The sequence below is a fragment of the Myceligenerans halotolerans genome (assembly GCF_054782975.1).
In genome coordinates this window covers 21,194-45,331 of sequence record NZ_BAAGRL010000034.1, presented here as the reverse complement: position 1 = coordinate 45,331, position 24,138 = coordinate 21,194, and the positions used below count along the sequence as shown (strand labels likewise).

Here is a 24,138-nt window from a genome sequence, read left to right as displayed (position 1 = left end):
CCGCGGCGGCATCCCCGGCCGCACGCCGGCTGCACGCTGGCGCCGCGGCGGGAAGTAATAGCACCCTCTCGCGGTTCGTAGACTTGATGGACGTGACAGCCTCCCTGACCGAGCCCGTCGCCGGGCACCCGGAGAGCTCCGGGCCTCCGGACACCGGTGCCTACCTCGACCACGCCGCCACGACGCCGATGACTTCGGCGGCGCTGGCGGCTTTCGTCGAGCACACGCGCCACACCGGCAACGCCTCCTCGCTGCACTCGGCCGGCCGCGCCGCCCGGCGCACGGTCGAGGAGGCCCGCGAGACGGTCGCCGAGGCGCTCGGGGCCCGCCCCAGCGAGGTGATCTTCACCGCGAGCGGCACCGAGGCCGACAACCTCGCGATCAAGGGCATGTTCTGGGGCCGCCGCGCCGAGGACAAGCGCCGCACCCGCATCCTGGTGTCCGCCGTCGAGCACCACGCCGTGCTCGACCCCGCCTTCTGGCTGGCCGGCCACACCGGCGCGCAGGTGGTGCTCCTCCCCGTCGACGCCGAGGGCCGCGTCGACCTCGACGCCCTGCGCGCGGAACTCGCCGAGCACGCGAGCGAGACCGCGCTCGTCTCGGTGATGTGGGCGAACAACGAGGTCGGGACGGTCCAGCCGGTCCGCGACGTCGTCCGCGTCGCCCGGCATCACCAGATCCCCGTCCACGTCGACGCCGTCCAGGCCGTGGGCCAGCTGCCGGTGCACTTCGCCGACTCCGGGGCCGACGCCATGACCGTCAGCGGGCACAAGCTCGGCGGCCCCGCCGGCGTCGGCGCCCTGCTCGCCCGTCGCGACCTCCCGCTCGACGCCGTCCTGCACGGCGGCGGCCAGGAACGCGGCGTCCGCTCCGGGACCCTCGCCGTGCCCGCGATCGCCTCGTTCGCCGTCGCCGTCCGCGACGCCGTCGCCGTCCGCGAGACCCATGCCGCGCGCGTCGCCGCCCTCCGCGACCTGCTGGTCGCCCAGGTGCGCGCCGTCGTCCCCGACGCCATGCTCTGCGGCCCCGACCCGCAGGCCGACCCCGGCGGGCGACTGCCCGGCAACGCCCACTTCGCGTTCCCCGGCGCCGAGGGCGACTCCCTGCTCTACCTGCTGGACTCCGCCGGCGTCCAGGCGTCCACCGGATCCGCCTGCCAGGCCGGCGTGCCCCAGCCCTCGCACGTCCTGCTCGCCATGGGCATCCCCGAGACCGCCGCACGCGGCGCCCTGCGGTTCTCGCTCGGCGCCACCTCCACGCGGGCCGACGTCGAACGACTCGCCGCCGCGCTGCCCCAGGTGGTCGAACGCGCCCGCGCCGCCGGACTCGTCGGAGGTGGTCGCGCGTGAAGGTCCTCGCAGCGATGTCCGGCGGCGTCGACTCCGCCGTCGCCGCGGCGCTCGCGGTGGAGGCGGGGCATGACGTCGTCGGCGTGCACATGGCCCTGTCGCGCAACCGCGACCAGTTCCGCAGCGGCTCGCGCGGCTGCTGCTCCATCGAGGACGCGGGCGACGCCCGCCGCGCCGCGGACGTGCTCGGCATCCCGTACTACGTGTGGGACCTGTCGGAGACGTTCGAGGAGACGGTCGTGGCCGACTTCCTTTCCGAGTACGGGGCCGGCCGCACGCCCAACCCCTGCGTGCGCTGCAACGAGCACATCAAGTTCGAGGCACTGCTCGACAAGGCGACGGCCCTCGGCTTCGACGCCGTCGCGACGGGCCACTACGCCCGGATCGAGACGCGCGAGGTGGCGGGGGACGACGCCGGTGGCGTTCCCGGGGACGACGAACACGCCCCCGGCGGACGCGCGGCCCGTGTGGTCCGCGAACTGCACCGCTCGCCGAACACGGCCAAGGACCAGTCGTACGTGCTGGCCGTGGCGGGACCGGAACGCCTGGCGCGGGCGATGTTCCCGCTGGGCGGGTTCGCGACCAAGGACGAGGTCCGCGCGGAGGCGGCGAAGCGCGGCCTGTCCGTCTCCGCGAAGCCCGACTCCTACGACATCTGCTTCGTCGCCGACGGCGACACCCGTGGCTTCCTGCAGCGGCGCCTCGGCTCGAAGCCTGGCGCCGTGGTCGACACGACCGGCGAGGTGGTCGGCGAGCACGACGGCGCCTACGCGTACACGGTCGGCCAGCGCAAGGGGCTCGGGCTCGGCCGCCCGGGCGCGGACGGGAAGGCGCGCTACGTCGTCGACGTGCAGACCTCGACCAACACGATCGTCGTGGGCCCCGCCGAACTGCTCAGCGTGAACCGGATCGCCGGCGAGAAGGCGATCTGGTTCGAAGGCGTCCTGGACGCCACCCCGGGCGGCTCCGGCGTGCCGGCCGACGACGACGGCTGGTTCGACGCCGAGGTCCAGGTGCGCGCCCACGGCACCCCGGTCCCGGCCCGCATCCGCGCAGTCACCACCGGGGACGTGCCGGCCGTCGCCGGGCGCAACCCTGGACCGCCGTCGGGCGCCACGGGACCGGATACCGCGACACCGGACGCACCTGCGCCGGACACCACCATGGAGATCGAGCTGACGGGCGACCCGCTCCGCGGCGTGGCCCCGGGCCAGTCGGTCGTCGCCTACCGCGGCACCCAGGTCCTGGGCCAGGCCACGGTCACGACCTCCTGGCGCGCCTGACCCCCGTCGTCTCAGGGCCGCGACCACGCCATTTCGTCGACCACGCCATTCCGTCTCATGGCAGCGTTACCACCGGGCAATATGGCGTGGTCGGCACACGATGGCGTGGTCGGCAGCCGGTCAGGCTTCCGCCAGGCGGTTCCAGAGGAACGTCCAGTGGGTGGCCGCCATGTAGGCCGCCTGGGCGTTGTCCGCCGCGCCGCCGTGACCGCCCTCGATGTTCTCGTAGTAGGTCACGTCCTTGCCGTGCGCGAGCATGAGCGCCGCGAGCTTCCGGGCGTGGCCGGGGTGCACGCGGTCGTCCTTGGTCGACGTCGTGAGCAGCACGGGCGGGTACTCCCGGTCCTGCGAGAACAGGTGGTAGGGCGAGAAGCCGCGCAGGAACTCCCAGTCGTCCGTGTCGGGGTCGCCGTACTCCGCCACCCAGGAGGCTCCGGCCAGCAGGTGGGAGTACCGCTTCATGTCGAGCAGCGGCACGCCCACGATGACCGCGCCGAACAGGTCCGGGTACTGCGTGAGCATGTTCCCGGCGAGCAGGCCGCCGTTGGACCGGCCCTCCATCCCGAGGCGACGCGGCTCGGTGACCCCGGTGGCGACCAGGTCGCGGGCCACGGCCGCGAAGTCCTCGTACGCCTTGTGCCGCTTCTCCCGCAGCGCGGCCTGGTGCCAGGCGGGGCCGTACTCGCCGCCGCCGCGGATGTTCGCGACCGCGTAGACGCCGCCCCGCTCCAGCCACGCGCGGCCGATCGTGCCCGAGTAGGCCGGCTGCAGCGCGATCTCGAAGCCGCCGTAGCCCCACAGCAGGGTCGGGGCGGTGGCGTCCCCGTCGAGCGCGTCGGAGCGGCCCACGAGGAAGTACGGCACCCGGGTGCCGTCGTCGGACGTCGTGAACCGCTGGCGCGCGACGAGGCCGCCGCCCTCGAAGCGTTCAGGGGCCGCCTTGAGCGGCACCGGCGTGGCGGGCCCGCCGTCCGGTCCGGCGTCGGGGACGACGGTTCCCCGGGCCAGCGTCGGCGGCGTCAGGAAGCCCGCGGTGGTCACCCAGACGTCGTCGGAGTCGACGGCGTCGACCGAGCTCACCCCGACGGACAGCAGCTCGCCCGACACCGGGAGCTCCGACCGCGTCCACGGCCGTTCCAGCACGGCGGCGGCCCCGTCGGGGCCCTCCGGCACGTCCGGGGGCGTCAGCACGTAGGGCTGGTTGGTGACGTCCTCCAGGACGTTGACCACGAGGTGGTGGCGCGTCCAGGCGGTGCCGGCGAGGGACGCCGTCGCGGTCGGCTCGAACAGCACCGTCAGCTGCCGCGACCCCGCCAGGAACGCGTCGAGCGGCGCCGCGAGCAGCGACCCGGCCCGGTACCTGTCCCAGTCCTCGCGCAGCCGCACGAGCAGCCACTCCCGGTGCAGCCCGACGTTCGCCGAGTCGGGGACGTCGATCCGCGTCGTCTCCTGCTCCGGCGTCCCGACGCCGGTCACCAGCCAGGTCTCGCTCGTGTAGAACGTCGGCACGCGCACCACCAGGTCGCGCTCGAACCCCGGCGTGTGCGACCGCCGCGCCGAGACCACGACGTCCGTCTCCTCGCCCTCGAACACGGTCACCGCCTCCTCCGGCGGCGTGCCGCGGCGCCACAGCTTCGCGATCCGGGGGTAGCCCGACGTCGTCGTCGTACCCTCGCCGAAGTCCGTGGACAGGTACACCGTGTCCGCGTCGACCCAGCCCAGGCTCCCCTTCGCGGCAGGCCGGACGAACCCGCCCTCCGCGGCGGGCACGAACCGCTTCTCGACCAGGTCGAACTCTCGCGTGACATCCGTGTCCGACCCGCCCGGGGAGAGGTCCACCAGCGCGCGACGCCACGGCTCGCCGGCGGCGAGCTGCTCCGGGGTGGGACGCAGCACCGAGGCGCCGTGCCACACCCAGCTCTCGCCCTCCGCCTCGGCCAGCGCGTCCAGGTCGAGGACCGTCTCCCAGTCCGGCCGGTCGGTCGCGTACGACGACGGCGTGGTGCGCCGCCACACCCCGCGCACGTGCTGCGCGTCGCGCCAGAAGTTGTAGTAGTGCTCGCCGATCTGGGACACGTGCGGGATCTTGTCCTCGGCGTCGAGCACCTCCCGGACCTGCTTCTCGATCTCGTCGAACAGCTCGCCGCCGAGCGCGTCCGACATGTGCGCGTTGCGCTCGCGGACCCAGTCCAGGGCCTCGTCGCCGGAGACGTTCTCGAGCCCGGTGTACGGGTCGCCGGAAGGATCGAGCGGGGTGCCGGGTGCAGCAGTCATGAGGGAACACTAACTTTTCACAGGCCAGGCGCGGTCGTGCGGGCGCAGAGGGTGGCCGTTCCGGGGGAAAATTCCTGTTCACACCACGATTGAGGGGTACCGCCGGATTTCTTCCTGTGGTAGAACTCGAACCCAGATGAGGGCTGCTCCGCCTTCGTCGCGCCATGTCGGCGAGGAGGGCCACGAAGCGTCTTCTCGTCCCGCGTGGCTCTCTGACGATGAAATCCAACATGAGGGGACCGGCTCTGTGAGCTCGACGTCTTCCACTCCGCCGAGCAGGCTGCGCCAGGTCGCGCCCTGGGTCAGCGTCGTCGGCGTCGCCGCCTTCGTCCTGGTGGCACCTGCTCTCTACACGTCGCAGTGGGGCGGCAAGACCCTCGGCTGGATCGTGGGAGTCGCCGCCATCATCCTTGCCGTGGTCGCCGCGATCATCGCGCAGCGCAGCGCCAACACCGACGTGGCCGAGAGCCGGATGTACGTGCACCGGGCACACGTGTTCGAGAAGATCGCCGAGGAGCGTCGCGCGGCCCTCGACGCGCTCGTGACGCAGCAGCTGCCCGCCTTCCTCGCGAACGACCCGGTGCCGCCGCTGCCCCGGATCGACGACGACCAGGCGCTCAAGCGGCTGGAGGAGGCCGGGATCGCGCTGACCCAGGTCCAGGAGGAGCGTGTGGCGCGGCGCGACGCCGTCCAGGTCGCCGTCGTCTCGCTGGGGCGCAAGGTGCAGGCGTCCGCGCACCGCATCCAGGAGGAGGCGTCGCGCATGGTGCAGCGGCACCCCACGGACCCGGACATCCTGCAGACGTCGATGCGTGTCGACCACGCCGCCGCCCAGCAGGCGCGACAGGCGCAGAGCCTCGCCGCGCTGTGCGGCGAGTGGCCCGGCCAGCAGTGGAACGAGCCGCTGGCGCTGCCCGACGTCGTGCAGGGCGCGGCAGGGCGCATCACCGCCTTCCACCGCGTCGAGGTCTCGGGTGACCCCGGGGTCGCCGTCTCCGCGCGGATCGTCGAGCCGCTCATCCACCTCGTGGCCGAGCTCCTGGCGAACGCCACGCAGTCCTCCCCGCCCACCACGCAGGTGCTCGTCTCCCTGCGCCAGGTGCAGCGCGGCGCGGTCGTCGAGATCGACGACTGCGGTGTCGGCCTCGACGCCAAGCAGCTCGACCAGGCGCGCGACATCGCCTCGGGCAAGAAGCAGGTGAGCATCACCGACCTGGGCGAGATCCCGCAGACCGGCCTCGCCGTCGTCGGCACCTACGCGCGGCGGCACGGGTTCCGCGTGGACATCACCGAGTCCGTCTACGGCGGCCTGCGTGCGATCGTGATGATCCCGGGCGAGCTCACCGAGCCGGTGGCGCCGTCCAACCTCGGCAACACCGGCGGTGGCGAGGCCGTGCGCGTCCCGCCGGTGCCGACGGCACCGAGCCTGCCCACCCGCGGGACGGTGTCGGCGGCGACCGCGATCGCCGACGTCTCGGCCTCCGCCGACGTTCCGGCGGCGAGCCGGACCACGGGGCCGACGGCGCCGGTCACACCGTTCTCCGGGGCCATGCCGGTGGTCTCCGCCACCCCCGAGGCGGCGCCGGCCGACGAGGGGACCGACTCCGCCGGGAAGTTCGGCGGATTCGCGGACAGCGCCGCCACGGACGCGGTCGACGAGAAGGAGTCCACGCTGAGCGACGAACCATGGTCGACGCCGTCGGCGTCGGCGACCGTCACCGACCGGCCGCCGCGCGGTCGCGAGCCCCTCGACGGGCTCGACACGACGACCACCCCATCGCCGGGCGCATCGGCCCCGGAAATCCGTCCGGCCCGCAGGGGCACGGACGACGACGAGTTCCCGGAGCCGATCGCGCTGCCGCAGCGGCGCTCACGTCGCGAGGAGGCAGAAACCATCGAACCCGCAGGATCCGGGGAGTCCAACGGCAGACACACCAGGCACGTCCGGCAGCAGACGGCGGAGGAGGCGGGACAGTGGATGGGAGCCTTCTTCAGCGTCGACCCGACGCCCGGCAACGCAACTGACAGCAGCGATCCGTCGGCGGACGCCGGCGCGACTTCGGAGGACCGATGACCACGCAGGCCGAAGGCATGACACAGGCCGACGAGAACAGCTGGATGCTCGAGCTCATCAGTGGCGTGCGCGGTGTGCGCCACGTCGTGGTGCTCACGTCCGACGGCCTGATGAAGGTGCGGACCGACCAGACGCCGCTGGACGTCGCGGACAAGGTCTCGGCCGCCTGCGCCGGCCTGGCGGCGCTGGGAATCGGTATGAGCAGGGAGTTCGGGACGAGCGACACGATCCGTCAGATCGTCGTCGAGTTCGACGGTGGCTTCCTGTTCGTCCGCGGTGCCGGTGACGGTTCGCGGCTCGCCGTGGTCACCGAGTCGAGCATCGACCCGGCCCTGGTCGCGCAGCAGATGCAGGCACAGGTCCTGATGATCGGGGAACGCACCCTGGGTACCGAGGCCAGGGAGAACTGACCTCATCGAGGAGAGGCGGTAGCTCTATGTCACAGGGGGACGAGTACCGGGACCATCCGGTCCGTTCGTATGTCCTGACGTCCGGGCGCGCACACCCGACCCGCAACACCCTGCGCCCGGAGACGCTGCTGGTCGCCGTCGACGGCCGACCCGCGCCGACGACCGCGACCCGACAGCAGCGTGACCTGGTGCGCCTCTGCCGGGGAACGCTCGCACTCGCCGAGGTCGCCGCCTACCTGGCCCTGCCGGTCAGCCTGGTCGCGGTGCTGGTCTCGGACCTGGTCGACTCCGGCCACCTCACGATCCGTTCCAACCACCAGGCGCACGTCCTGCCTGAACGGGACATCCTGGAGAAGGTGCTCGATGGACTCCGCAACATCTGAACCGACATCCGGATCCGCGATGCCAGGACAGCATCTCGCGCCTTCGGTGGCGCGCTCGGTGAAGGTGCTCGTGGTGGGCGCGTTCGGGGTGGGCAAGACCACCCTGATCGACTCCGTGAGCGAGATCGAGCCGCTCCGCACCGAGGAGCAGATCACCACGGCCAGCGTGGGCGTCGACCCGAACCTGCCCGAGAAGCAGACGACGACCGTCGCCCTGGACTTCGGCCGGCTCACCGTGTCCGAGGAGATCGCGCTGTACATGTTCGGCACGCCCGGACAGCGGCGCTTCTGGGACCTGTGGGCGGGACTGGCCGACGGTGCCGTGGGCGCCCTGGTCATGGTGGACACCCGCAGCATCGAGGCCTCGTTCGAGGTCCTCGACCAGCTCGAGCTGCGCACCAAGATGCCGTTCGCCGTGGTGATCAACCAGTTCCCCGACTCGCCGCAGTACCCGGTGGAGCGGATCCGTGCCGCGCTCGACCTGCTGCCCACGACGCCGATCGTGCGGTGCGACGCGCGCAACAAGACGTCGTCGGCCGCGGCGCTGATCCAGCTGGTCGAGCACGCCCTGACCTTCCCGGCCTTCCAGAAAGCGCCCGCGTGACGCGGGCGGCCCTCAGAGGTCCCACATGCAACCCAGGCGACTGAACGTGGGCCCCGACCGGACCAGGCTGGAGAACGTGCCGTACCGGCCGGTCCTGCTCGGCGAGCGCGACGTGCTGGACCCGTACTCCGACTACGAGCGCCTGCGCGAGAAGTGGGGACCCCTCGCTCCCGTGGACATCGTTCCCGGCGTTCCGGCCTGGCTCGTGCTGGGCTACGAGGAAGCGGCGTCGATGCTGCGCAGCGAGATCATGTTCTCGCGCGACCCGCGCAACTGGACGTACGTGCGGCGGCGTGCGCTCCCGTCGGGCCTGCTCGCGGTGATGGCGCCGCGCGAGAACGCCTACTACGTGGACGGGCCGCGGCACCGCCGGCTGCGGGCGCCGATCGACGACGCGTTCACGACGATCGACGAGACACGACTGCGCGTGTCCGTGGAGGTGGCGTGCGACGCGATCCTCGACGGACTGGCCGGCCGGGGCGACGCCGACCTGATCCGGGATTTCACGGTGCCGCTGTGCGTGCACGTGCTCGGCGAGCTGCTGGGCCTGAGCCACGCCGACGCGCAGCGCATGAGCCTGCTGACCCGCGACATCTACGCGGCCACCGACGCGGCCATCGCCGCGTCGGAGGAGACCATGCAGATCATGATGGAGCACGTGGCCGCCCACCGGCTCGAGCCGGGCGAGGACCTGACCACGGCGGTGATCGAGCACTCCGCGATGGACAACGACGTCGAGGTGATGACCACCCTCGCCGAGATGTTCGTCATCGCGCACGACGCCGAGGTCGCCTGGGTGGCCGGTGCCCTGCACATGCTGCTGACCGACGACCGGTTCGCCGCGCGGCTGTACGGGGGGCGGCTGGACGTGACGGGCGCCGTGGACGAGGCGTCGCGGATCCGCCCGCCGGTGGTGAACGTCCTGCCGCGCTTCGCGCGCCAGGACTGCGAGCTCGGTGGCCGCGTCGTGGCGGCCGGGGACGCGCTGATCCCCGCGATCGCCGCCGCGAACGCGGACCCGGCCCTGTCCATCGACGACCCCCTGTCCGACGCCGGTGGCCGGTACCACCTGACCTGGGGCGTGGGGCCGCACAGCTGTCCGGCGCAGCGGGTGGCGTCCATCATCGGGCGCACGGCGATCTCCGCGGTGGTCCACCGGATCCCGCAGATGCGGCTCGACGTGGCCCCGGAGGACATCCGGATGGCGCGCTCCCTCTGGACGCGGTACCCGGCGGCCCTCCCCGTGCGGTTCATCGAGCCGCTCCAGGCGAGCCGCTGGTGACCGGCGGGGACCGGCGAGGATCTGCACGAGCAGAACATTTCCCGCATACCCCCTGTTCCTGACGGGGGGTATGGCGCTAGCATTCGACCGGATTGTCGCAATGAAGATTTCTTCCGGACGAAGGAGCAGGGGAAACTGTGAGGATTGCCGTCGTCGGAGCCGGATTCGCGGGGCTCGCCACCGCCAAGGTGCTCAAGGAACTGGGGCACGAGCTCACGATCTACGAGAAGGCGCCCGACGTCGGCGGCGTGTGGAGCGTGACCCGCCGCTACACGGGCCTGCGGACGCAGAACAACCGCGACTCGTACGCCTTCTCGGATCTGCCGATGCCCAAGGAGTACCCGGAGTGGCCCACGGGGACGCAGGTCCAGGCCTATCTCGAGCAGTACGTGCGTACCTTCGACCTCAAGCCGACCCTGCGGCTGTCGACCGAGGTGGTACGCGCCGAGCCCACCCCTGAGAAGGACGGCTGGCTGGTGACCGCGCGCCCGTCAGGGGCGCCGCTGCGCGCACCGGAGCGCTTCGACCACCTCGTCGTCGCCAACGGCATCTTCTCCGACCCCGTCCTGCCCCGCTACCAGGGCTACCCCGACCTCGTGCGCGCGGGCGGGCGACTCATCGCGTCCAGCCAGCTGAACGACGTCGAGTCGGTGCGCGGCAAGCACGTCGTCGTCGTCGGCTACGGCAAGTCCGCGTGCGACGTCGCCGCCGAGATCGGCGAGGTCGCCGCCAGCACCACCGTCGTCGCCCGGCACCTGCTGTGGAAGATGCCGAAGAAGATCGGCGGCGCGCTCAACATGAAGTACCTCCTGCTCAACCGGCTGGGTGAGAACCTGTTCCGGTACCAGACGCAGGAGACCGGCATGGAGCGGTTCCTGCACGGCGCCGGCAACCCGGTCCGGCAGGGGATGGTCGACTCCCTGGGCGCGTTCGTGTCGGCCCAGCTGGGGCTGAAGAAACTCGGCCTCGTGCCGCACGGCGCGTTCTCCGACATCGCCAGCAGCACCATCTCCCTGTCGACCGACGGGTTCTACGAGCAGATCGCCGCCGGAACCATCACGGTCCACCGCGACACCGAGATCTCCCGGTTCGTGGTCGGCGACGAGGGACACCCGGTCGCCGAGCTCAGCGACGGCGAAAGCGTGCGGGCCGACGTCGTCGTGTGCGGCACCGGGTTCCACCAGCGGATCCCGTTCCTGGACGACGCCATCGCCAGGAGCCTCCAGGACGACGACGGCAACTTCGAGTTCTGGCACCAGATCCTCCCGCACGACGTGCCCAACCTGACGTTCGCCGGGTACAACTCGTCGCTCTTCAGCCCGCTGTCGGCCGAGGTGGGCGCGCTCTGGATCGGCGCCTACCTGGCCGGCATCCTCGACCTGCCGCCGCTCGAGGAGCGGCGCGTCGCGGTCACCGAGCGGGTGCGCTGGATGAAGGAGCGCACCAGCGGCAAGCACGCGCGCGGCACCAACGTCATCCCGTTCTCGATGCACAACATCGACGAGACGCTCGCCGACATCGGCATCGACGTCTCCCGCGGCCAGAAGGTCAAGCAGTGGCTGCTGCCCCTGGACCCGAGCGCGTACGCGGCCCTGCTGCCGCAGCTCAAGGAGAAGATCGCGCACCACGCGGTCACCGTCGACGCCTGATCGGGCGGGCGGCGCTCCTCCCGGTGCCGGGCCGTGCCGCGAGGAACTCCTCGCGTCGTCGATGTCAGACAGCCGGGCCATGATGGACCCGTGACCGAGCGCAACATCGAACCCCAGTCCGTCGTCCTCAAGGACGCTCCCGCCGACACCTCGTCGGACACCGGCGGCGCCGCCGGCGAGCAGGTGGCCGCGCGGCGCCGCTGGGCGGAGCTCGCCCAGCTCGTCGAGGCGGCGCGCGAGGCGTACTTCGCGCGCGATGCCCCCGAGGTGTCCGACGCCGAGTACGACGGCTGGATGCGCGAACTCAAGGCCCTCGAGGCCGAGTTCCCCTCGCTGGTCACGCCCGACTCGCCCACGCAGACCGTCGGCGGCGCGGCCGCCGCCGGGTTCGCCACCGTCCGGCACGTCGAGCGGATGCTGTCGCTGGACAACGCCTTCAGCACCGACGAGCTCGCCGAGTGGGCGGCCAGGGTCCACCGCGACCTCGGCCTGGCCGAGGACGTCGTGCCGAGCTACCTGTGCGAGGTCAAGATCGACGGGCTCGCCATCTCTCTGGTCTACGAGCAGGGCAGGCTCGTCCGCGGCGTGACCCGCGGCGACGGCCGTGAGGGCGAGGACGTCACGCGGAACGTCCTGCGCATCGCCGGCATACCGCAGCGGCTCGAGGGCGACGGGCATCCCGACCTCGTCGAGGTGCGCGGCGAGGTCTTCATCCCCGTGGCCACGTTCGCCCGGCTCAACGAGCTGCAGGAGCAGCTCCGCGAACGGGTCGTGCAGGAGGCACGGGACCGCGCGCCGGGCCATGCCGGAGGCAAGCCGTTCGACGAGGAGAAGGCTCGCCTCGCCGCGTTGCGCCGGTTCCCCCAGTTCGCGAACCCGCGCAACGCCGCGGCCGGCGGCCTGCGGCAGCTCCTGGACCAGAAGGAGGGGCTCAACCTGGAGGCGGGGCTCGCCCGCCTGGAGGGCCTGCGCATGTACGCCCACGGCGTCGGCGCGCTGCAGTGGACCACGGGGGAGCACGCGGAGCTCGCCAGGCAGTCCGACGCCTACGCCCTCTTCGAGCAGTGGGGCATCCCGGTGTCCCCGCACAACCGGGTGGTCGACGGACTGGCCGGGGTGCGCGAGATGATCACCTACTTCGCCGAGCACCGGCACGACATCGAGCACGAGCTGGACGGCATCGTCGTCAAGGTGGACAGCCGCGAGCAGCAGCGCAGCCTCGGCGCCACCAGCCGCGCCCCCCGCTGGGCCATCGCCTACAAGTACCCGCCCGAGGAGGTCAACACCCGCCTCCTGGACATCCGGATCGGCGTCGGCCGTACCGGCAGGGCCACCCCGTACGCGGTGATGGAGCCCGTGACGGTGGCCGGCTCGACCGTCCGCCAGGCCACCCTGCACAACCAGGACGTCGTCGCGGCCAAGGGCGTGCGCATCGGCGACGTCGTCGTGCTGCGCAAGGCGGGCGACGTCATCCCCGAGGTCCTCGGCCCCGTCGCCGCGCTCGCGGACGACGGCCACCCGCGCCGCGACTTCGTCATGCCCGCCGAGTGCCCCGAGTGCGGCACACCGCTGCGCCCCATGAAGGAGGCCGACGTCGACCTGCGCTGCCCCAACGCCGAATCCTGCCCCGCGCAGGTGCGCGGACGCGTCGAGCACATCGGCTCCCGGGGCGGCCTCGACATCGAGGCGCTCGGCGAGGTCACCGCGGCCGCCCTCACGCAGCCGCGGGTCCCTGCGACGCCGCCGCTGCGCACCGAGGCGGGACTGTTCTCCCTCACCCTCGACGACCTGGTCCCCATCGAGGTCGTCGTCCGCGACGCCGAGACCGGCGAGCCCAAGGTGGACGACGACGGCGTGGCGCGAGTGCGCAAGCCCTTCCAGAAGACGTCGAAGGTCTACCCCCCGGGCACCGAGGACATGGACCCGGCCGAACGCCGCCGCCAGGGCATCCGCAAGGACCACGAGCTGGTGGAGCCGTCCGCGCAGGCGACGAAGCTCCTGGACGAGCTCGCACTGGCCCGGACCAAGGACCTGTGGCGACAGCTCGTCTCGCTCAACATCCGGCACGTCGGCCCGGTCGCCGCCCGCGCCCTCGCGGACTGGTTCGGCTCGCTGGACGCGATTCGCGCCGCCTCGCGTGAGGACCTCGCCGCGGTCGACGGCGTCGGCCCGGTCATCGCCGACGAGGTGCTCGCCTGGTTCGACGTCCCGTGGCACGTGGAGATCGTCGAGGCGTGGCGGGCGGCGGGCGTCCGGTTCGCCACGCCGGACCATCCCGGCCCGGAGGCGATGGCCGCGAAGGCCGCCGAGGGCAGCGAGCCGCAAGGCCCGCTGGCCGGCCTGACCGTCGTGGTGACCGGGTCCCTGGTCGACTTCACGCGTGACGGCGCCAAGGAGGCGGTCATCGCCGCGGGCGGCAAGTCGGCCGGGTCCGTCTCGAAGAAGACGGACTACGTGGTGGTGGGGGAGAGCGCCGGATCGAAGGCGGCGAAGGCCGAGGAGCTCGGGCTGCCGATTCTCGACGAGGACGGCTTCAGGACGCTCCTGGAGGGCGGCCCGTCGGCCTTGCCTCCGAGTAATGTCGGCGATTAGACAGCTTCTGCTTGACGATCGACATAAGTCCTCGTAAGTTCATCCTCGCAAGGTCAAAGTCGACCGAGGAGGGCGCATGCGCTCGCGAGGATCCACTACCCGTACGAGACAGGCGGTCGCGCTCGCGGCCGCCGTAGCAACGACAGGTGCCGTGCTGGCGGGGACCGTCCCTGTCGCCGCGGCGGCCGACGACCTGCCGCCGCAGGAGCCGGGCGTCACCCTGAGAACCTACGACCTGGCGCGAGAGATCAGCGAGCTGTGCACGCTCCGCTCGGGCCAGACGCCGAACGTCGACCAGCTCAAGCCGACCATCGACTACTCGACGGATGCGGACTTCGGCCTGGGCGACCGCTTCATCGCCCACGCGCTGGCCAACCTGTCGGTCCCGTCCGACGGCACCTACGAGTTCCGGCTCACCAGCGACGACGGGTCGCGCCTGGCCATCGACGACAGCGTTGTCGTCGACAACGACGGCCTGCACGGCGCCGAGTCGGTCGAGGGCTCCGCGGCCCTCACCGCCGGGTACCACGACCTGCGGGTGGAGTACTTCGAGAACACCGGGGACAACGTCCTCAAGCTGGAGTGGCGCCCGCCGGGGGCCGCCGACTACGAGGTCGTGCCCTCGACCGTGCTGAGCACGGAGGCCGGCGTGGTGCGCGTGACGGCGCCGGGCACCAAGTACTGCGAGGGGCAGGACGACACGGCGGGCGACGGCATGCGCCTCGACTCGGTCCACGCCGGTTACACGCTCACCGACCTGCGCCCGGAGGGGTTCGAGCCGATGGTCGCGGCGCTCGACTGGACCCGCGACGACCGCCTCGTCGTGGTCACGTCCGGGTCGGTCAGTCCGGCCGGCTGGGTCGAGGACCCCGAGCCGGGCGAGGTGTTCCTCCTGGACAACGTGACCGGCGAGACCTCACGGGACCAGGTCACGGTCGAGAAGGTCGCCACGGATCTGTTCAACCCGATGGGCGTGGCGGTGATCGGGGACTCGATCTACGTCTCCGAGCGCGACGCCCTGACGGAACTGACGGACCCGGACGGGGACGGCTTCTACGACGAGCACCGCACGGTGGCCGAGTGGCCGTTCGGCGAGAACTTCCACGAGTTCGCCTTCGGCCTGCTGCACGACGAGGACTACTTCTACGTCAACCTGTCGGTCGCCATCGACAACGGCGGCGCCACCACCGATCCGCAGCCGGCGCAGAACCGCGGCACCGCGATCCGGATCGACCGGGAGACCGGCGACGTCGAGTACGTGGCCGGCGGCCTGCGGACGCCCAACGGCATGGTCGAGGGACCGGACGGCGAGCTGTTCGTGATGGACAACCAGGGCGCCTGGCTGCCCAGCTCCAAGCTGGTCCACATCGAGCAGGACAAGTTCTTCAACCACTTCACCAACCCGGCGGGCCCCTTCGACGAGCAGCCGGTGAGCGCCCCGGCGCTGTGGGTGCCGCAGAACGAGATCGGCAACTCGCCGAGCTCACCGGTACGGCTCGAGGAGGGCCCGTACGCGGGCCAGCTCGTGTTCGGCGACGTCACCTACGGCGGCCTGCAGCGCGGCTTCCTCGAGAAGGTCGACGGCGAGTACCAGGGCGCGGTGTTCCGCCACTCCGCCGGCCTGGAGGCGGGCGTCAACCGGACCGTCGTCGGGCCCGACGGGGCGCTGTACGTCGGCGGGATCGGCGAGGGCGGGAACTGGAGCGAGCCGGGCAAGCTGCGCTACGGCCTGCAGAAGCTCATGCCGAACGGCGAGAACGCCTTCGACATGACCGAGATGCGGGCCACCAGGAAGGGGTTCGTGGTCGAGTACACGCAGCCGCTGTCCCGCGAGACGGTGGCGAAGATCGCCGAGGATCCCAACGCCGCCTTCCGGATGGACCACTGGCGGTACGTGCCCACGCGTACGTACGGCGGACCGAAGGTCGACGAGCGGCCGCTGTTCGTCTCACGGGCCAAGGTGTCCAGGGACCGCACGCGCGTCCACCTCGCCGTGGACGGGCTCGAACCGGGCCGCGTGGTGCACCTGCGCAGCCCGCGCCCGTTCTCGGACCACGCCGGCCGCGAGCTGTGGAACACGGAGGCCTGGTACACGCTCAACGCGATCCCGGGCTACCGGTCACCCGCCGAGCGCGGCTACCACGAGGCGGAGGAGGCGACGCTGCGGGGCTCGGCAGGCGTCGACACCGAGCACTCCGGCTACTCGGGCTCCGGGTTCGTCGACGGGTTCGGCGAGGTGGGCGCCTCGGCGACCTTCACCGTCGAGAGCCGCCGCCCGGGCGTCCAGCCGGTGAGCCTGCGGTACTCGAACGGGCCCAACCCCTTCGACGGCACCAAGACCGTGTCCGTACTCGTCAACGGCGAGGAGGTCGAGCCGTGGGCGCTGGAGCCCACGGGCGACTGGAAGACCTGGGAGACGGTCACCCGGCAGCTCCGGCTGGACCGGGGCGTCAACACCATCACGCTGCGCTACGACGAGGGGGACGACGGCAACGTCAACCTCGACGTGCTCAAGGTCGGCCGCGGCAGCCCGGACATCTGCCGGCCGGAGCGGTCCGCGCGGGGCTACGAGCCGTTGTTCGACGGCACCCTGGAGTCGCTGGACGAGTGGCGGCTGGCGGGTGCCGGCTCGTTCGGCCGCCAGAGCGACTGCTCGATCCGCAGCACGGGCGGTCTGGGCCTGCTCTGGTACACCGGCCGGGAGCTGGGGCAGTACAGCCTCAAGCTCGACTGGAAGCTGGTGACGGACGACAACGGCGGCGTCTTCGTCGGCTTCCCCGACCCGGGGAACGACCCGTGGGTCGCGGTGAACGAGGGCTACGAGATCCAGATCGATGCCAGCGACGAGCAGGACCGCACCACCGGGGCCATCTACACGTTCCAGGGCGCCGACCCGGACGCCGTCGAGCGGGCGCTGAACCCGCCGGGGTCGTGGAACTCCTACGAGATCCGCGTGGTGGGCGAGACCATCAAGGTGTTCCTCAACGGCGTGCTGGTGAACGACTTCGTCAGCACCGATCCCGCGCGTGACCTCTCCCGGGGATACATCGGCCTCCAGAACCATGGTGGCGGGGAGACGATCTACTACCGGGACGTGAGGGTGAAGGACCTGTCGGACGCGGGCTGACCCCGCAGGAGTGGTGGCGCCCGGGACGACGCGTCCCGGGCGCCGTCGCGTCCCGGCCGCTGGTGCGTGGGCCCCCTACTGCGCGGGCCGCGCCGCCCAGAGCAGCCCGCGAGTGATGATCCGGCGGATCGAGGGATGCTTGAGCTCCGCTATCGAGTGGCCGACGGTGCAGGCGAAGACGCGTCCCTTCCCCCACTGGCGTGTCCAGGTCACCGGCACCGTGACGGGCTCGTGCCACGGCATGTCCGGGCGCGGGTGGTGCGTGGTGGTCATGAGGACGTCGCACGCCGGATCGTGCTGTACCCAGTACTGCTCGGTGTGCAGCGGGATCGGTGACGGCACGCCCTCGACGACGGGGTGGTCGGCACGTTCGGGCCGGACCGCGATCTCGTGGTCGACGAAGTCGCCGGGGTGGGCGACGAACTGACCGCCGACGATGTGCTGGAAGTCGGTGGCGTTGCGGAAGGCGTCGAGGATCCCGCCGTGCCAGCCGGCGAGGCCGGTGCCGTTCTCGACCGCCACCCGCAGCCCGTGCATCTCCTCGACGAGGATGTCGCCCATCGTCCACGACTGGACGACGAGATCAGTCCGGGCCATGACCTCTTCGTCGGCGTAGATCTCGAGGGAATCCTCGACGATGACCTCGAAGTCGGCCTTCTGGAGGAACGGGACGAACAGATCGGTGGTCTCCACCGGGTCGTGTCCGTCCCAACCTCCCCGGACGACGAGTGCGGTACGCGTGGTCACGAGTCCTCCTTGGCAGCGATGAGTGTGTCGACCGACGATGGCGCGAGGTACTGCTCGATGACAAGTGTCGCCGCCCCGACGACGCCGGCCTGGGCACCCGCCTCCGAGGGCGTGATCCGCAGGTCCCGCGTGGCCAACGGGAGCGAGCGCTGGTAGACGACCTCGCGGATGCCCGCCATGAGATGCTCGCCGGCGTCGGCGAGGATGCCGCCGACGACGATGCGCGCGGGGTTCAGCAGACTGACGGACGTGGCCAGCACGCTGCCGATGTCGCGGCCGGCCTGGCGGACCGCCTGTCCGGCGGCGACGTTGCCGGACCGGACGAGTTCGACGATGTCCTGGGTGGTGCCGACCGCGGCGCCCGCGTCGCGCAGCCGGGTCGCGATGGCCCCGCCGCCGGCGACGGCCTCGAGGCACCCGCTGTTGCCGCACCGGCAGGGGATGTCGCCGGCGCCGGGCACGGTGACGTGTCCGAGGTCGCCGGCGGCTCCCTGCGCTCCCCGGCGCAGATACCCGTCCATGATGACGCCGGCGCCGATGCCGGTCGCCACCTTGACGAACAGCAGATCGTCGACGTCAGGGGCCATCGTGCGGTGCTCGCCGAGCGCCATGATGTTCACGTCGTTGTCCACCATCACGGGTGCCCCGAGCCGTGCGTACAGTTCGGCCGGGACGTCGGCACCGCCCCAGCCGGGCATGATCGGGGGATTGACGGGCCGGCCCGTGCTGTGGTCGACCGGTCCGGGCAGTCCGATGCCGACACCGGCGAGTTCGTCCATGCGACGTCCTGCCTGGGTGACGAGCTTGCTGCCGGCCTCGGCCACCCACGTCAGCACGCGGTCGGGGCCCTCGGCGATGGCCAGCGGCTCGTCGAGGTGCGTGATCGGCTCGCCCGCGAGGTCGGTGACGGCGAGACGCGCGTGAGTGGCGCCCAGGTCGACACCCAGTGCGATCCGCGACCGGGGGTTGAACGCGAACGTCGACGGTGGTCGGCCGCCGGTGCTGGAGGCCTCGCCGGCCGGGGCCAGCAGCCCGATGGACCGCAGCGCGTCGATACGCGCGGCGACGGTCGACCGTGACTGTCCGGTCTCGGCCACGAGCGAGGCGCGCGTTCGTGGCGCACCGTTCCTGAACAGTTGGAACATCTCGCCCGCTCCCGTCGGTCGCGGCGGGAACTTCGCCAGCCCTTCCATGAGCACAGTGAACCATGCCACCTTTCATTGCGACTTTGCCGCCTGCGGATCCCGATCACGGGGAGGTAACAGTCCTAAAGTACCCGAACTTATGATTGACAGTGCGCAGAAGTCGCCCCTAGGGTCGGCGTATGGTCACTGGAGACCCCGCCGCACCGCTGCTGCAGATGCAGGGCATCGTCAAGCATTTCCCCGGCGCCAGGGCACTCGACGGCGTCGATCTCGACGTCGCACCCGGTGAGGTGCACTGCCTCCTGGGCCAGAACGGGGCCGGCAAGTCGACCCTCATCAAGGTCCTCGCCGGGGCGCACCAGCCCACCACCGGCACGATCCGCCTGGACGGCGCGGAGATCCGGATCCCGCACCCCGTCGCGGCCCTCGAGCACGGCATCGCGACGATGTACCAGGAACTCGACGTCGTCGACGGCCTCACCGTGGCCGAGAACATCTACCTCGGCCACGAGCTCGCGTCGGCGGGCTTCACCCAGCGGCGCGAGGCCTCCGGCCGCACGCGCCGCCTCATGGAACGGCTCGGACACTCGGAGATCGGGCCCCACCAGGAGGTCGGCGCACTGTCGGCGGCCGGTAAGCAGATCGTCTCGATGGCGCGCGCCCTGTCGCGCGACGCCCGGGTGATCGTCATGGACGAGCCGTCCGCGGTCCTCGACTCCGGCGAGGTCGACAACCTTTTCCGGGTGGTGGACGAACTCACCGGACAGGGCATCGCGATCATCTATATCTCCCACCGCCTCGAGGAGATCCGCCGGATCGGCGACCGCATCACCGTCCTCAAGGACGGCGTGACCGTGGGCCGGAACCTCCCGGTCGCCTCGACCGGCACCGACGAGCTGATCCGGCTGATGACCGGCAAGAACGTCGAGTATGCGTTCCCGGAACGGCCCGGTGTGCCGCAGGGTGCCCCGGTGCGGCTCCAGGTGGACGGGCTGGGCCTCGCGGACACCTTCCAGGACGTCTCCCTGACGGTCCGCGCCGGCGAGATCGTCGGTCTGGCGGGGCTCGTCGGCTCGGGCCGTTCGGAGATCCTCGAGACGATCTACGGCGCACACCGCGCCACGGCGGGGAGGATCACGCTCGACGGCCGAGCCCTCCGTCGCGGCTCCGTCGCCGCGGCGGTCTCCGCCGGCATCGGACTCGCCCCGGAGGAGCGCAAGAGCCAGGGCCTGATACTCCACGAACCTGTCTACCGCAACGTCACCCTGTCCACCTTCGCCCGCATGGCGCGGGCCGGATGGCTCGACGAGCCCGCGGAGAAGAAGGCCTCGCGGGAGCAGGCCGCCGCCCTCGACCTGCGTCCCCCCGACGTCGACCGCGAGATCCGCACCCTGTCGGGCGGCAACCAGCAGAAGGCGATGCTCGCCCGCTGGCTCGTGCACGGATGCGACGTGCTGCTGCTCGACGAGCCCACGCGCGGCGTCGACGTCGGGGCGCGGTCGGAGATCTACGCACTGATCCGCCGCCTGGCCGACGCTGGGGCCGCCGTCCTCGTGGTCTCGAGCGAGATCCCCGAGGTGCTGGGGCTGGCCGACCAGGTCCTGGTCGTGTCCGACGGACGGGTCGTGCGCAGCGCGCCCGCGCAGGAGCTCGACGAGCACCAGGTGCTCGACCTCGTCATGGAAGGAACAAGCGCGTGACCGAACCCACGGCCGCCCCGCCGGCCGACATGGAGACCGAGAGCAGGGCACGATTCCGTTCGATGTTCTCCGGCGCCGCCGGTCGCAACCTGGGGCTCGTGCTGGCCCTGGCGCTGATCTGCGTGGTGGGTGTCATCACCGGCGGTGAACGGTTCGCCAGCATCGACAACCTCATGACCGTCCTGCGGCTCGCCGCCGTCATCGGCGTCCTCGCGATCGGGATGACGTTCGTCATCACCTCCGGCGGCATCGATCTCTCGGTCGGCTCCGTCATGGGGCTGACCACCGTCTGGGCCACCACACTGGCGACACAGGCCATGGCCGAGGACACCCACTGGGTGGTGATGGTCTCCACGGCCATGGTCGTCGGTACGGCCGCGGGCCTCGTCAACGGCGCGATCATCGCCTACGGACGTGTCGTCCCGTTCATCGCCACGCTGGCGATGCTCGCCAGCGCCCGCGGTCTGGCCGAGATGATCTCCAACCGGCAGACCCAGCGCGTCCAGAGCGACGACTTCATCGAGTTCTTCCGCACGGAGCCGCTCGGCGTGCCGATCCTCGTGTGGATCTTCGCGGCCGTCGCCGTGGCCGGCTGGTTCCTGCTCAACCGGACCACGTTCGGCCGGCGGACCGTCGCGATCGGCGGCAACGCGGAGGCGTCGCGCCTCGCCGGCATCAAGGTGCAGCGCCACACGCTGTACATCTACGGTCTGGCCGGCCTGACCGCGGGGATCGCCGGCGCGATGATGCTCGGCCGCACCACGGCCGGCACCTCCACCCACGGCATGCTCTGGGAGCTCGAGGCCATCGCCGCCGTCGTCGTCGGCGGCACCCTGCTCATCGGCGGCCGGGGCACGATCGTCGGCACCGTCGTCGGTGTCCTCATCTTCACCGTGCTGACCAACGTGTTCACGATCAACAACATGTCCACCTCGGCGCAGCTCGTCGCCAAGGGCGCCATCATCGTGGCCGCCGTGCTCCTGCAGCAGCGTTTCGCCAACAGGTCGAGATCGACCTGACCAGGCCCTCCCAGGCTCATCTCTCCAGGAACCTCACCCCACCCCCCGGTATCGGACCGAATCGAGGAAGATCTCATGTCCGCCAGAAAGAACCTCCGCCGGATGCTCGGCATCCCCACCGCCCTGGCCGCCTCCGCCCTCCTGGTCGCCGGTTGCGTCAGCAACGAACCGCCCGAGGAGGACAACGACTCGATGAGCCAGCAGGACGGCTCCGGCGGCACCGCCAACGACGAGCCCGGCGAGAACGTCGTGATCGGTTTCTCCGCCCCCGCCGCCGACCACGGCTGGATGGGTGCCATCACCCGGTCGGCGCTGGACACCGCCGAGCAGTACGAGGACGTCGAGCTGCGCCAGGCCGAGGCCACCAACGACGTCAACATGCAGATCAGCCACATCGAGCAGTTCATCAACGACGGCGTCGACGCCATCGTGCTGCTGCCGTTCGACGGCGACTCCCTGACCGAGGTCGCCCTCGACGCGATGGAGGCCGGCATCCCCGTCATCAACGTCGACCGCGAGCTGTCCAGCCCGTTCGCGTCCCGGGCCACCATCCTCGGTGACAACTACGGGATGGGTGTCTCGGCCGGCACCTACATCTGCGAGGAGCTCGGGGACCAGCCCGACGCCGTCGTCGCGGAGATCCAGGGCATCGCCAACCTGCCGCTGACGCAGGACCGGTCCGAGGGCTTCGCCGACGCCCTCGACGACTGCGGCCTGTCGGTCTCCACCCAGGTGGCCGCCGACTTCACCATCCAGGGCGGCGAGACCGCGACCTCCAACCTGCTCCAGGCGGAGCCGGAGATCGACGCCATCTGGAACCACGACGACGACCAGGGCGTCGGCGTCCTGGCGGCCATCGAGAACGCCGGCCGCGACGAGTTCTTCATGGTCGGCGGCGCCGGCTCCCTCGACGTGATGGAGCACATCCAGGCCGGCGACTCCGTCCTGCGCGCCACCGTCATCTACCCGTCCACCCAGGCGGCCGACGGCATCAAGCTGGCCAGGCTGATCGCCCAGGACAAGAACATGTCCGACCTGAACTCCGCGGGGGCGCCGCGCACCATCCAGCTCTACGCCCCCGTCGTCACGGCCGACAACGTCGACCAGTACCTGGAGATCGGCTTCCGCTCCTGAGGACCGGACGCCACCTCACGGCGGCGAGGCGCCCCGCCTCGCCGCCGCCCTCCCGGCCGCCACGCGACGACGGCCGGAACCCGACGAAGGAAGGACCACACTCATGGGTGACGCGCTCCGGACGCGGCTCGGCGTCGGCATGGTCGGCTACTCGTTCATGGGCGCCGCTCATTCCCAGGCTTGGCGCACCGCCCCCCGCTTCTTCGATCTTCCGCTGAGGGTCGAGATGCGCGTCGTCGCCGGACGCTCCACCGAGGGTGTCCGCGCCGCCGCCGACCGGCTCGGCTGGCAGGACTCGACGACCGACTGGCGCACGCTGCTGGAGCGGGACGACGTCGACCTGGTCGACGTCTGCACGCCCGGCAACACGCACGCCGAGATCGCCATCGCCGCCCTGGACGCCGGCAAGCACGTGCTCTGCGAGAAGCCGCTGGCCAACACTGTCGCCGAGGCCGAGCAGATGACCGCGGCCGCCGAGCGGGCGGCCGAGCGGGGGGTGCGGGCCATGGTCGGTTTCACCTACCGCCGGGTGCCGGCGATGCAGCTCGCCCGGCAGCTGGTGGCCGACGGCCGCATCGGCGAGGTGCGCCACGTGCGGGCGCAGTACCTGCAGGACTGGCTGACCGATCCGTCGGCGCCGCTGTCGTGGCGGCTGGACAAGGAGAAGGCCGGGTCGGGCGCGCTGGGCGACATCGGCGCACACGTGGTCGACCTGGCCCAGTTCATCACCGGCGAGTCCGTCGCCGGCGTCAGCGGGCTGCTCGAGACCTTCGTCGGCGAGCGCCCCGTCGCGGCGTCGTCCGCCGGCCTGTCCGGTCAGGCCGGCGAGGGCACGGGCCCGGTCACGGTGGACGACGCCGCGTTGTTCTTCGGGCGGCTGTCCGGCGGGGGCCTGGCGAGCTTCGAGGCGACGCGGTTCGCCACGGGCCGCAAGAACGCCATCCGCATCGAGATCAACGGCACGCGCGGTTCGCTGGCCTTCGACTTCGAGGACATGAACGTCCTGCACTTCTTCGACGACGGCGAGGACTCACGCACGGCGGGCTTCCGCCGCATCGTGGTGACCGAGCCGGACCACCCCTACACCGGAGCCTGGTGGCCACCTGGTCACGGGCTCGGCTACGAGCACGGGTTCACCCATCAGGTCGTGGACCTGGTGGGAGATCTGGCGGCCGGGCGCCAGCCCCGGCCGTCGTTCGCCGACGGCCTGGCGGTCCAGCGGGTGCTCGACGCGGTGGAGCGCAGCTCGCGGCAGGGCAGCGGCTGGGTGGAGCTGCCCTGACGGGCGAGGAGAGGAGGAGCGGAGCCTCGGCGGACGTCCGAGGCCGGTAGCACGACCGGTGACGACGCCGTCAGGGCCGACGGC

17 protein-coding genes are annotated in these 24,138 nt (G+C 71.6%); 14 read left to right on the top strand and 3 right to left on the bottom strand.

Annotated features, from left to right (window positions below):
- The first annotated feature begins 188 nt into the window (after positions 1 to 188).
- Together ACYVK5_RS20380 and mnmA are read left to right on the top strand one after the other, a co-directional pair.
- Positions 189 to 1,349 carry a cysteine desulfurase family protein gene (locus ACYVK5_RS20380; RefSeq protein ID WP_460707928.1) on the top strand — a complete coding sequence of 387 codons (1,161 nt, stop codon included), beginning with the start codon at positions 189 to 191 and terminating at the stop codon, positions 1,347 to 1,349.
- Positions 1,346 to 2,632: a tRNA 2-thiouridine(34) synthase MnmA gene (mnmA, locus tag ACYVK5_RS20375; RefSeq protein WP_460707810.1), complete on the top strand. Its 1,287-nt coding sequence runs from the start codon at positions 1,346 to 1,348 to the stop codon at positions 2,630 to 2,632. The genes ACYVK5_RS20380 and mnmA overlap by 4 nt, the downstream gene beginning before the upstream one ends.
- Before the next feature lie 120 nt (positions 2,633 to 2,752).
- Here mnmA and ACYVK5_RS20370 read toward each other — a convergent pair whose 3' ends face one another.
- Positions 2,753 to 4,906 carry a prolyl oligopeptidase family serine peptidase gene (locus tag ACYVK5_RS20370; protein ID WP_460707809.1) on the bottom strand — a complete coding sequence of 718 codons (2,154 nt, stop codon included), beginning with the start codon at positions 4,904 to 4,906 and terminating at the stop codon, positions 2,753 to 2,755.
- Positions 4,907 to 5,153: 247 nt separating this feature from the next.
- On the opposite strand from ACYVK5_RS20370, the gene ACYVK5_RS20365 reads away from it, so the two are divergent.
- The 8 genes from ACYVK5_RS20365 to ACYVK5_RS20330 all read left to right on the top strand — a co-directional run bounded on the left by ACYVK5_RS20365 (position 5,154) and on the right by ACYVK5_RS20330 (position 17,027).
- Positions 5,154 to 6,980 carry an ATP-binding protein gene (locus ACYVK5_RS20365; RefSeq protein WP_460707808.1) on the top strand — a complete coding sequence of 609 codons (1,827 nt, stop codon included), beginning with the start codon at positions 5,154 to 5,156 and terminating at the stop codon, positions 6,978 to 6,980.
- Positions 6,977 to 7,390: a roadblock/LC7 domain-containing protein gene (locus ACYVK5_RS20360; RefSeq protein ID WP_460707807.1), complete on the top strand. Its 414-nt coding sequence runs from the start codon at positions 6,977 to 6,979 to the stop codon at positions 7,388 to 7,390. The genes ACYVK5_RS20365 and ACYVK5_RS20360 overlap by 4 nt, the downstream gene beginning before the upstream one ends.
- Positions 7,391 to 7,416: 26 nt before the next feature.
- Complete coding sequence (locus tag ACYVK5_RS20355) at positions 7,417 to 7,773, top strand: DUF742 domain-containing protein (protein ID WP_123813445.1); 357 nt, start codon at positions 7,417 to 7,419, stop codon at positions 7,771 to 7,773.
- A gap of 19 nt (positions 7,774 to 7,792) precedes the next feature.
- Positions 7,793 to 8,377 (top strand): GTP-binding protein, encoded by a 585-nt coding sequence (locus tag ACYVK5_RS20350; protein WP_460707806.1) that lies wholly within the window; start codon positions 7,793 to 7,795, stop codon positions 8,375 to 8,377.
- A 25-nt stretch (positions 8,378 to 8,402) separates the two neighbouring features.
- Entirely contained in the window at positions 8,403 to 9,659 is a 1,257-nt protein-coding gene (locus tag ACYVK5_RS20345) for a cytochrome P450 family protein (protein WP_460707805.1), read from the top strand.
- Positions 9,660 to 9,796: 137 nt separating this feature from the next.
- Complete coding sequence (locus ACYVK5_RS20340; protein WP_460707804.1) at positions 9,797 to 11,308, top strand: flavin-containing monooxygenase; 1,512 nt, start codon at positions 9,797 to 9,799, stop codon at positions 11,306 to 11,308.
- Positions 11,309 to 11,491: 183 nt separating this feature from the next.
- A complete protein-coding gene (gene ligA / locus ACYVK5_RS20335) occupies positions 11,492 to 13,900 on the top strand; it encodes an NAD-dependent DNA ligase LigA (RefSeq protein ID WP_460707927.1) in 2,409 nt (802 codons plus the stop codon).
- A 76-nt stretch (positions 13,901 to 13,976) separates the two neighbouring features.
- Positions 13,977 to 17,027, top strand: a complete 3,051-nt coding sequence (locus tag ACYVK5_RS20330; protein ID WP_460707803.1) for a family 16 glycoside hydrolase — start codon at positions 13,977 to 13,979, stop codon at positions 17,025 to 17,027.
- Positions 17,028 to 17,102: 75 nt separating this feature from the next.
- Here the strand turns inward: ACYVK5_RS20330 and ACYVK5_RS20325 are convergent, their stop codons facing one another.
- Together ACYVK5_RS20325 and ACYVK5_RS20320 are read right to left on the bottom strand one after the other, a co-directional pair.
- Complete coding sequence (locus tag ACYVK5_RS20325) at positions 17,103 to 17,774, bottom strand: ThuA domain-containing protein (protein ID WP_460707802.1); 672 nt, start codon at positions 17,772 to 17,774, stop codon at positions 17,103 to 17,105.
- Entirely contained in the window at positions 17,771 to 18,967 is a 1,197-nt protein-coding gene (locus tag ACYVK5_RS20320) for an ROK family protein (protein WP_460707926.1), read from the bottom strand. Before ACYVK5_RS20320 ends, ACYVK5_RS20325 begins: the two co-directional genes overlap by 4 nt.
- Before the next feature lie 131 nt (positions 18,968 to 19,098).
- Between ACYVK5_RS20320 and ACYVK5_RS20315 the strand changes: the two genes are divergently transcribed.
- The 4 genes from ACYVK5_RS20315 (at position 19,099) to ACYVK5_RS20300 (ending at position 24,054) form a co-directional block, all read left to right on the top strand.
- Positions 19,099 to 20,619, top strand: a complete 1,521-nt coding sequence (locus ACYVK5_RS20315; RefSeq protein WP_460707801.1) for a sugar ABC transporter ATP-binding protein — start codon at positions 19,099 to 19,101, stop codon at positions 20,617 to 20,619.
- Between the two features lie 29 nt (positions 20,620 to 20,648).
- Complete coding sequence (locus tag ACYVK5_RS20310; protein WP_460707925.1) at positions 20,649 to 21,638, top strand: ABC transporter permease; 990 nt, start codon at positions 20,649 to 20,651, stop codon at positions 21,636 to 21,638.
- Between the two features lie 75 nt (positions 21,639 to 21,713).
- Complete coding sequence (locus tag ACYVK5_RS20305) at positions 21,714 to 22,772, top strand: substrate-binding domain-containing protein (RefSeq protein ID WP_460707800.1); 1,059 nt, start codon at positions 21,714 to 21,716, stop codon at positions 22,770 to 22,772.
- A gap of 103 nt (positions 22,773 to 22,875) precedes the next feature.
- Complete coding sequence (locus ACYVK5_RS20300; RefSeq protein ID WP_460707799.1) at positions 22,876 to 24,054, top strand: Gfo/Idh/MocA family protein; 1,179 nt, start codon at positions 22,876 to 22,878, stop codon at positions 24,052 to 24,054.
- Positions 24,055 to 24,138: the final 84 nt, after the last annotated feature.

What these genes read in the sequence shown, in the direction of transcription:
- ACYVK5_RS20380 (WP_460707928.1), top strand. Translation starts at nt 189, where the DNA reads ATGACTTCGGCGGCGCTGGCGGCTTTCGTCGAGCACACGCGCCACACC.
- ACYVK5_RS20370 (WP_460707809.1), bottom strand. Translation starts at nt 4,906, where the DNA reads ATGACTGCTGCACCCGGCACCCCGCTCGATCCTTCCGGCGACCCGTAC.
- ACYVK5_RS20360 (WP_460707807.1), top strand. Translation starts at nt 6,977, where the DNA reads ATGACCACGCAGGCCGAAGGCATGACACAGGCCGACGAGAACAGCTGG.
- ACYVK5_RS20355 (WP_123813445.1), top strand. Translation starts at nt 7,417, where the DNA reads ATGTCACAGGGGGACGAGTACCGGGACCATCCGGTCCGTTCGTATGTC.
- ACYVK5_RS20350 (WP_460707806.1), top strand. Translation starts at nt 7,793, where the DNA reads ATGCCAGGACAGCATCTCGCGCCTTCGGTGGCGCGCTCGGTGAAGGTG.
- ACYVK5_RS20345 (WP_460707805.1), top strand. Translation starts at nt 8,403, where the DNA reads ATGCAACCCAGGCGACTGAACGTGGGCCCCGACCGGACCAGGCTGGAG.
- ACYVK5_RS20330 (WP_460707803.1), top strand. Translation starts at nt 13,977, where the DNA reads ATGCGCTCGCGAGGATCCACTACCCGTACGAGACAGGCGGTCGCGCTC.
- ACYVK5_RS20320 (WP_460707926.1), bottom strand. Translation starts at nt 18,967, where the DNA reads ATGGAAGGGCTGGCGAAGTTCCCGCCGCGACCGACGGGAGCGGGCGAG.
- ACYVK5_RS20315 (WP_460707801.1), top strand. Translation starts at nt 19,099, where the DNA reads ATGGTCACTGGAGACCCCGCCGCACCGCTGCTGCAGATGCAGGGCATC.
- ACYVK5_RS20310 (WP_460707925.1), top strand. Translation starts at nt 20,649, where the DNA reads ATGGAGACCGAGAGCAGGGCACGATTCCGTTCGATGTTCTCCGGCGCC.
- ACYVK5_RS20305 (WP_460707800.1), top strand. Translation starts at nt 21,714, where the DNA reads ATGTCCGCCAGAAAGAACCTCCGCCGGATGCTCGGCATCCCCACCGCC.
- ACYVK5_RS20300 (WP_460707799.1), top strand. Translation starts at nt 22,876, where the DNA reads ATGGGTGACGCGCTCCGGACGCGGCTCGGCGTCGGCATGGTCGGCTAC.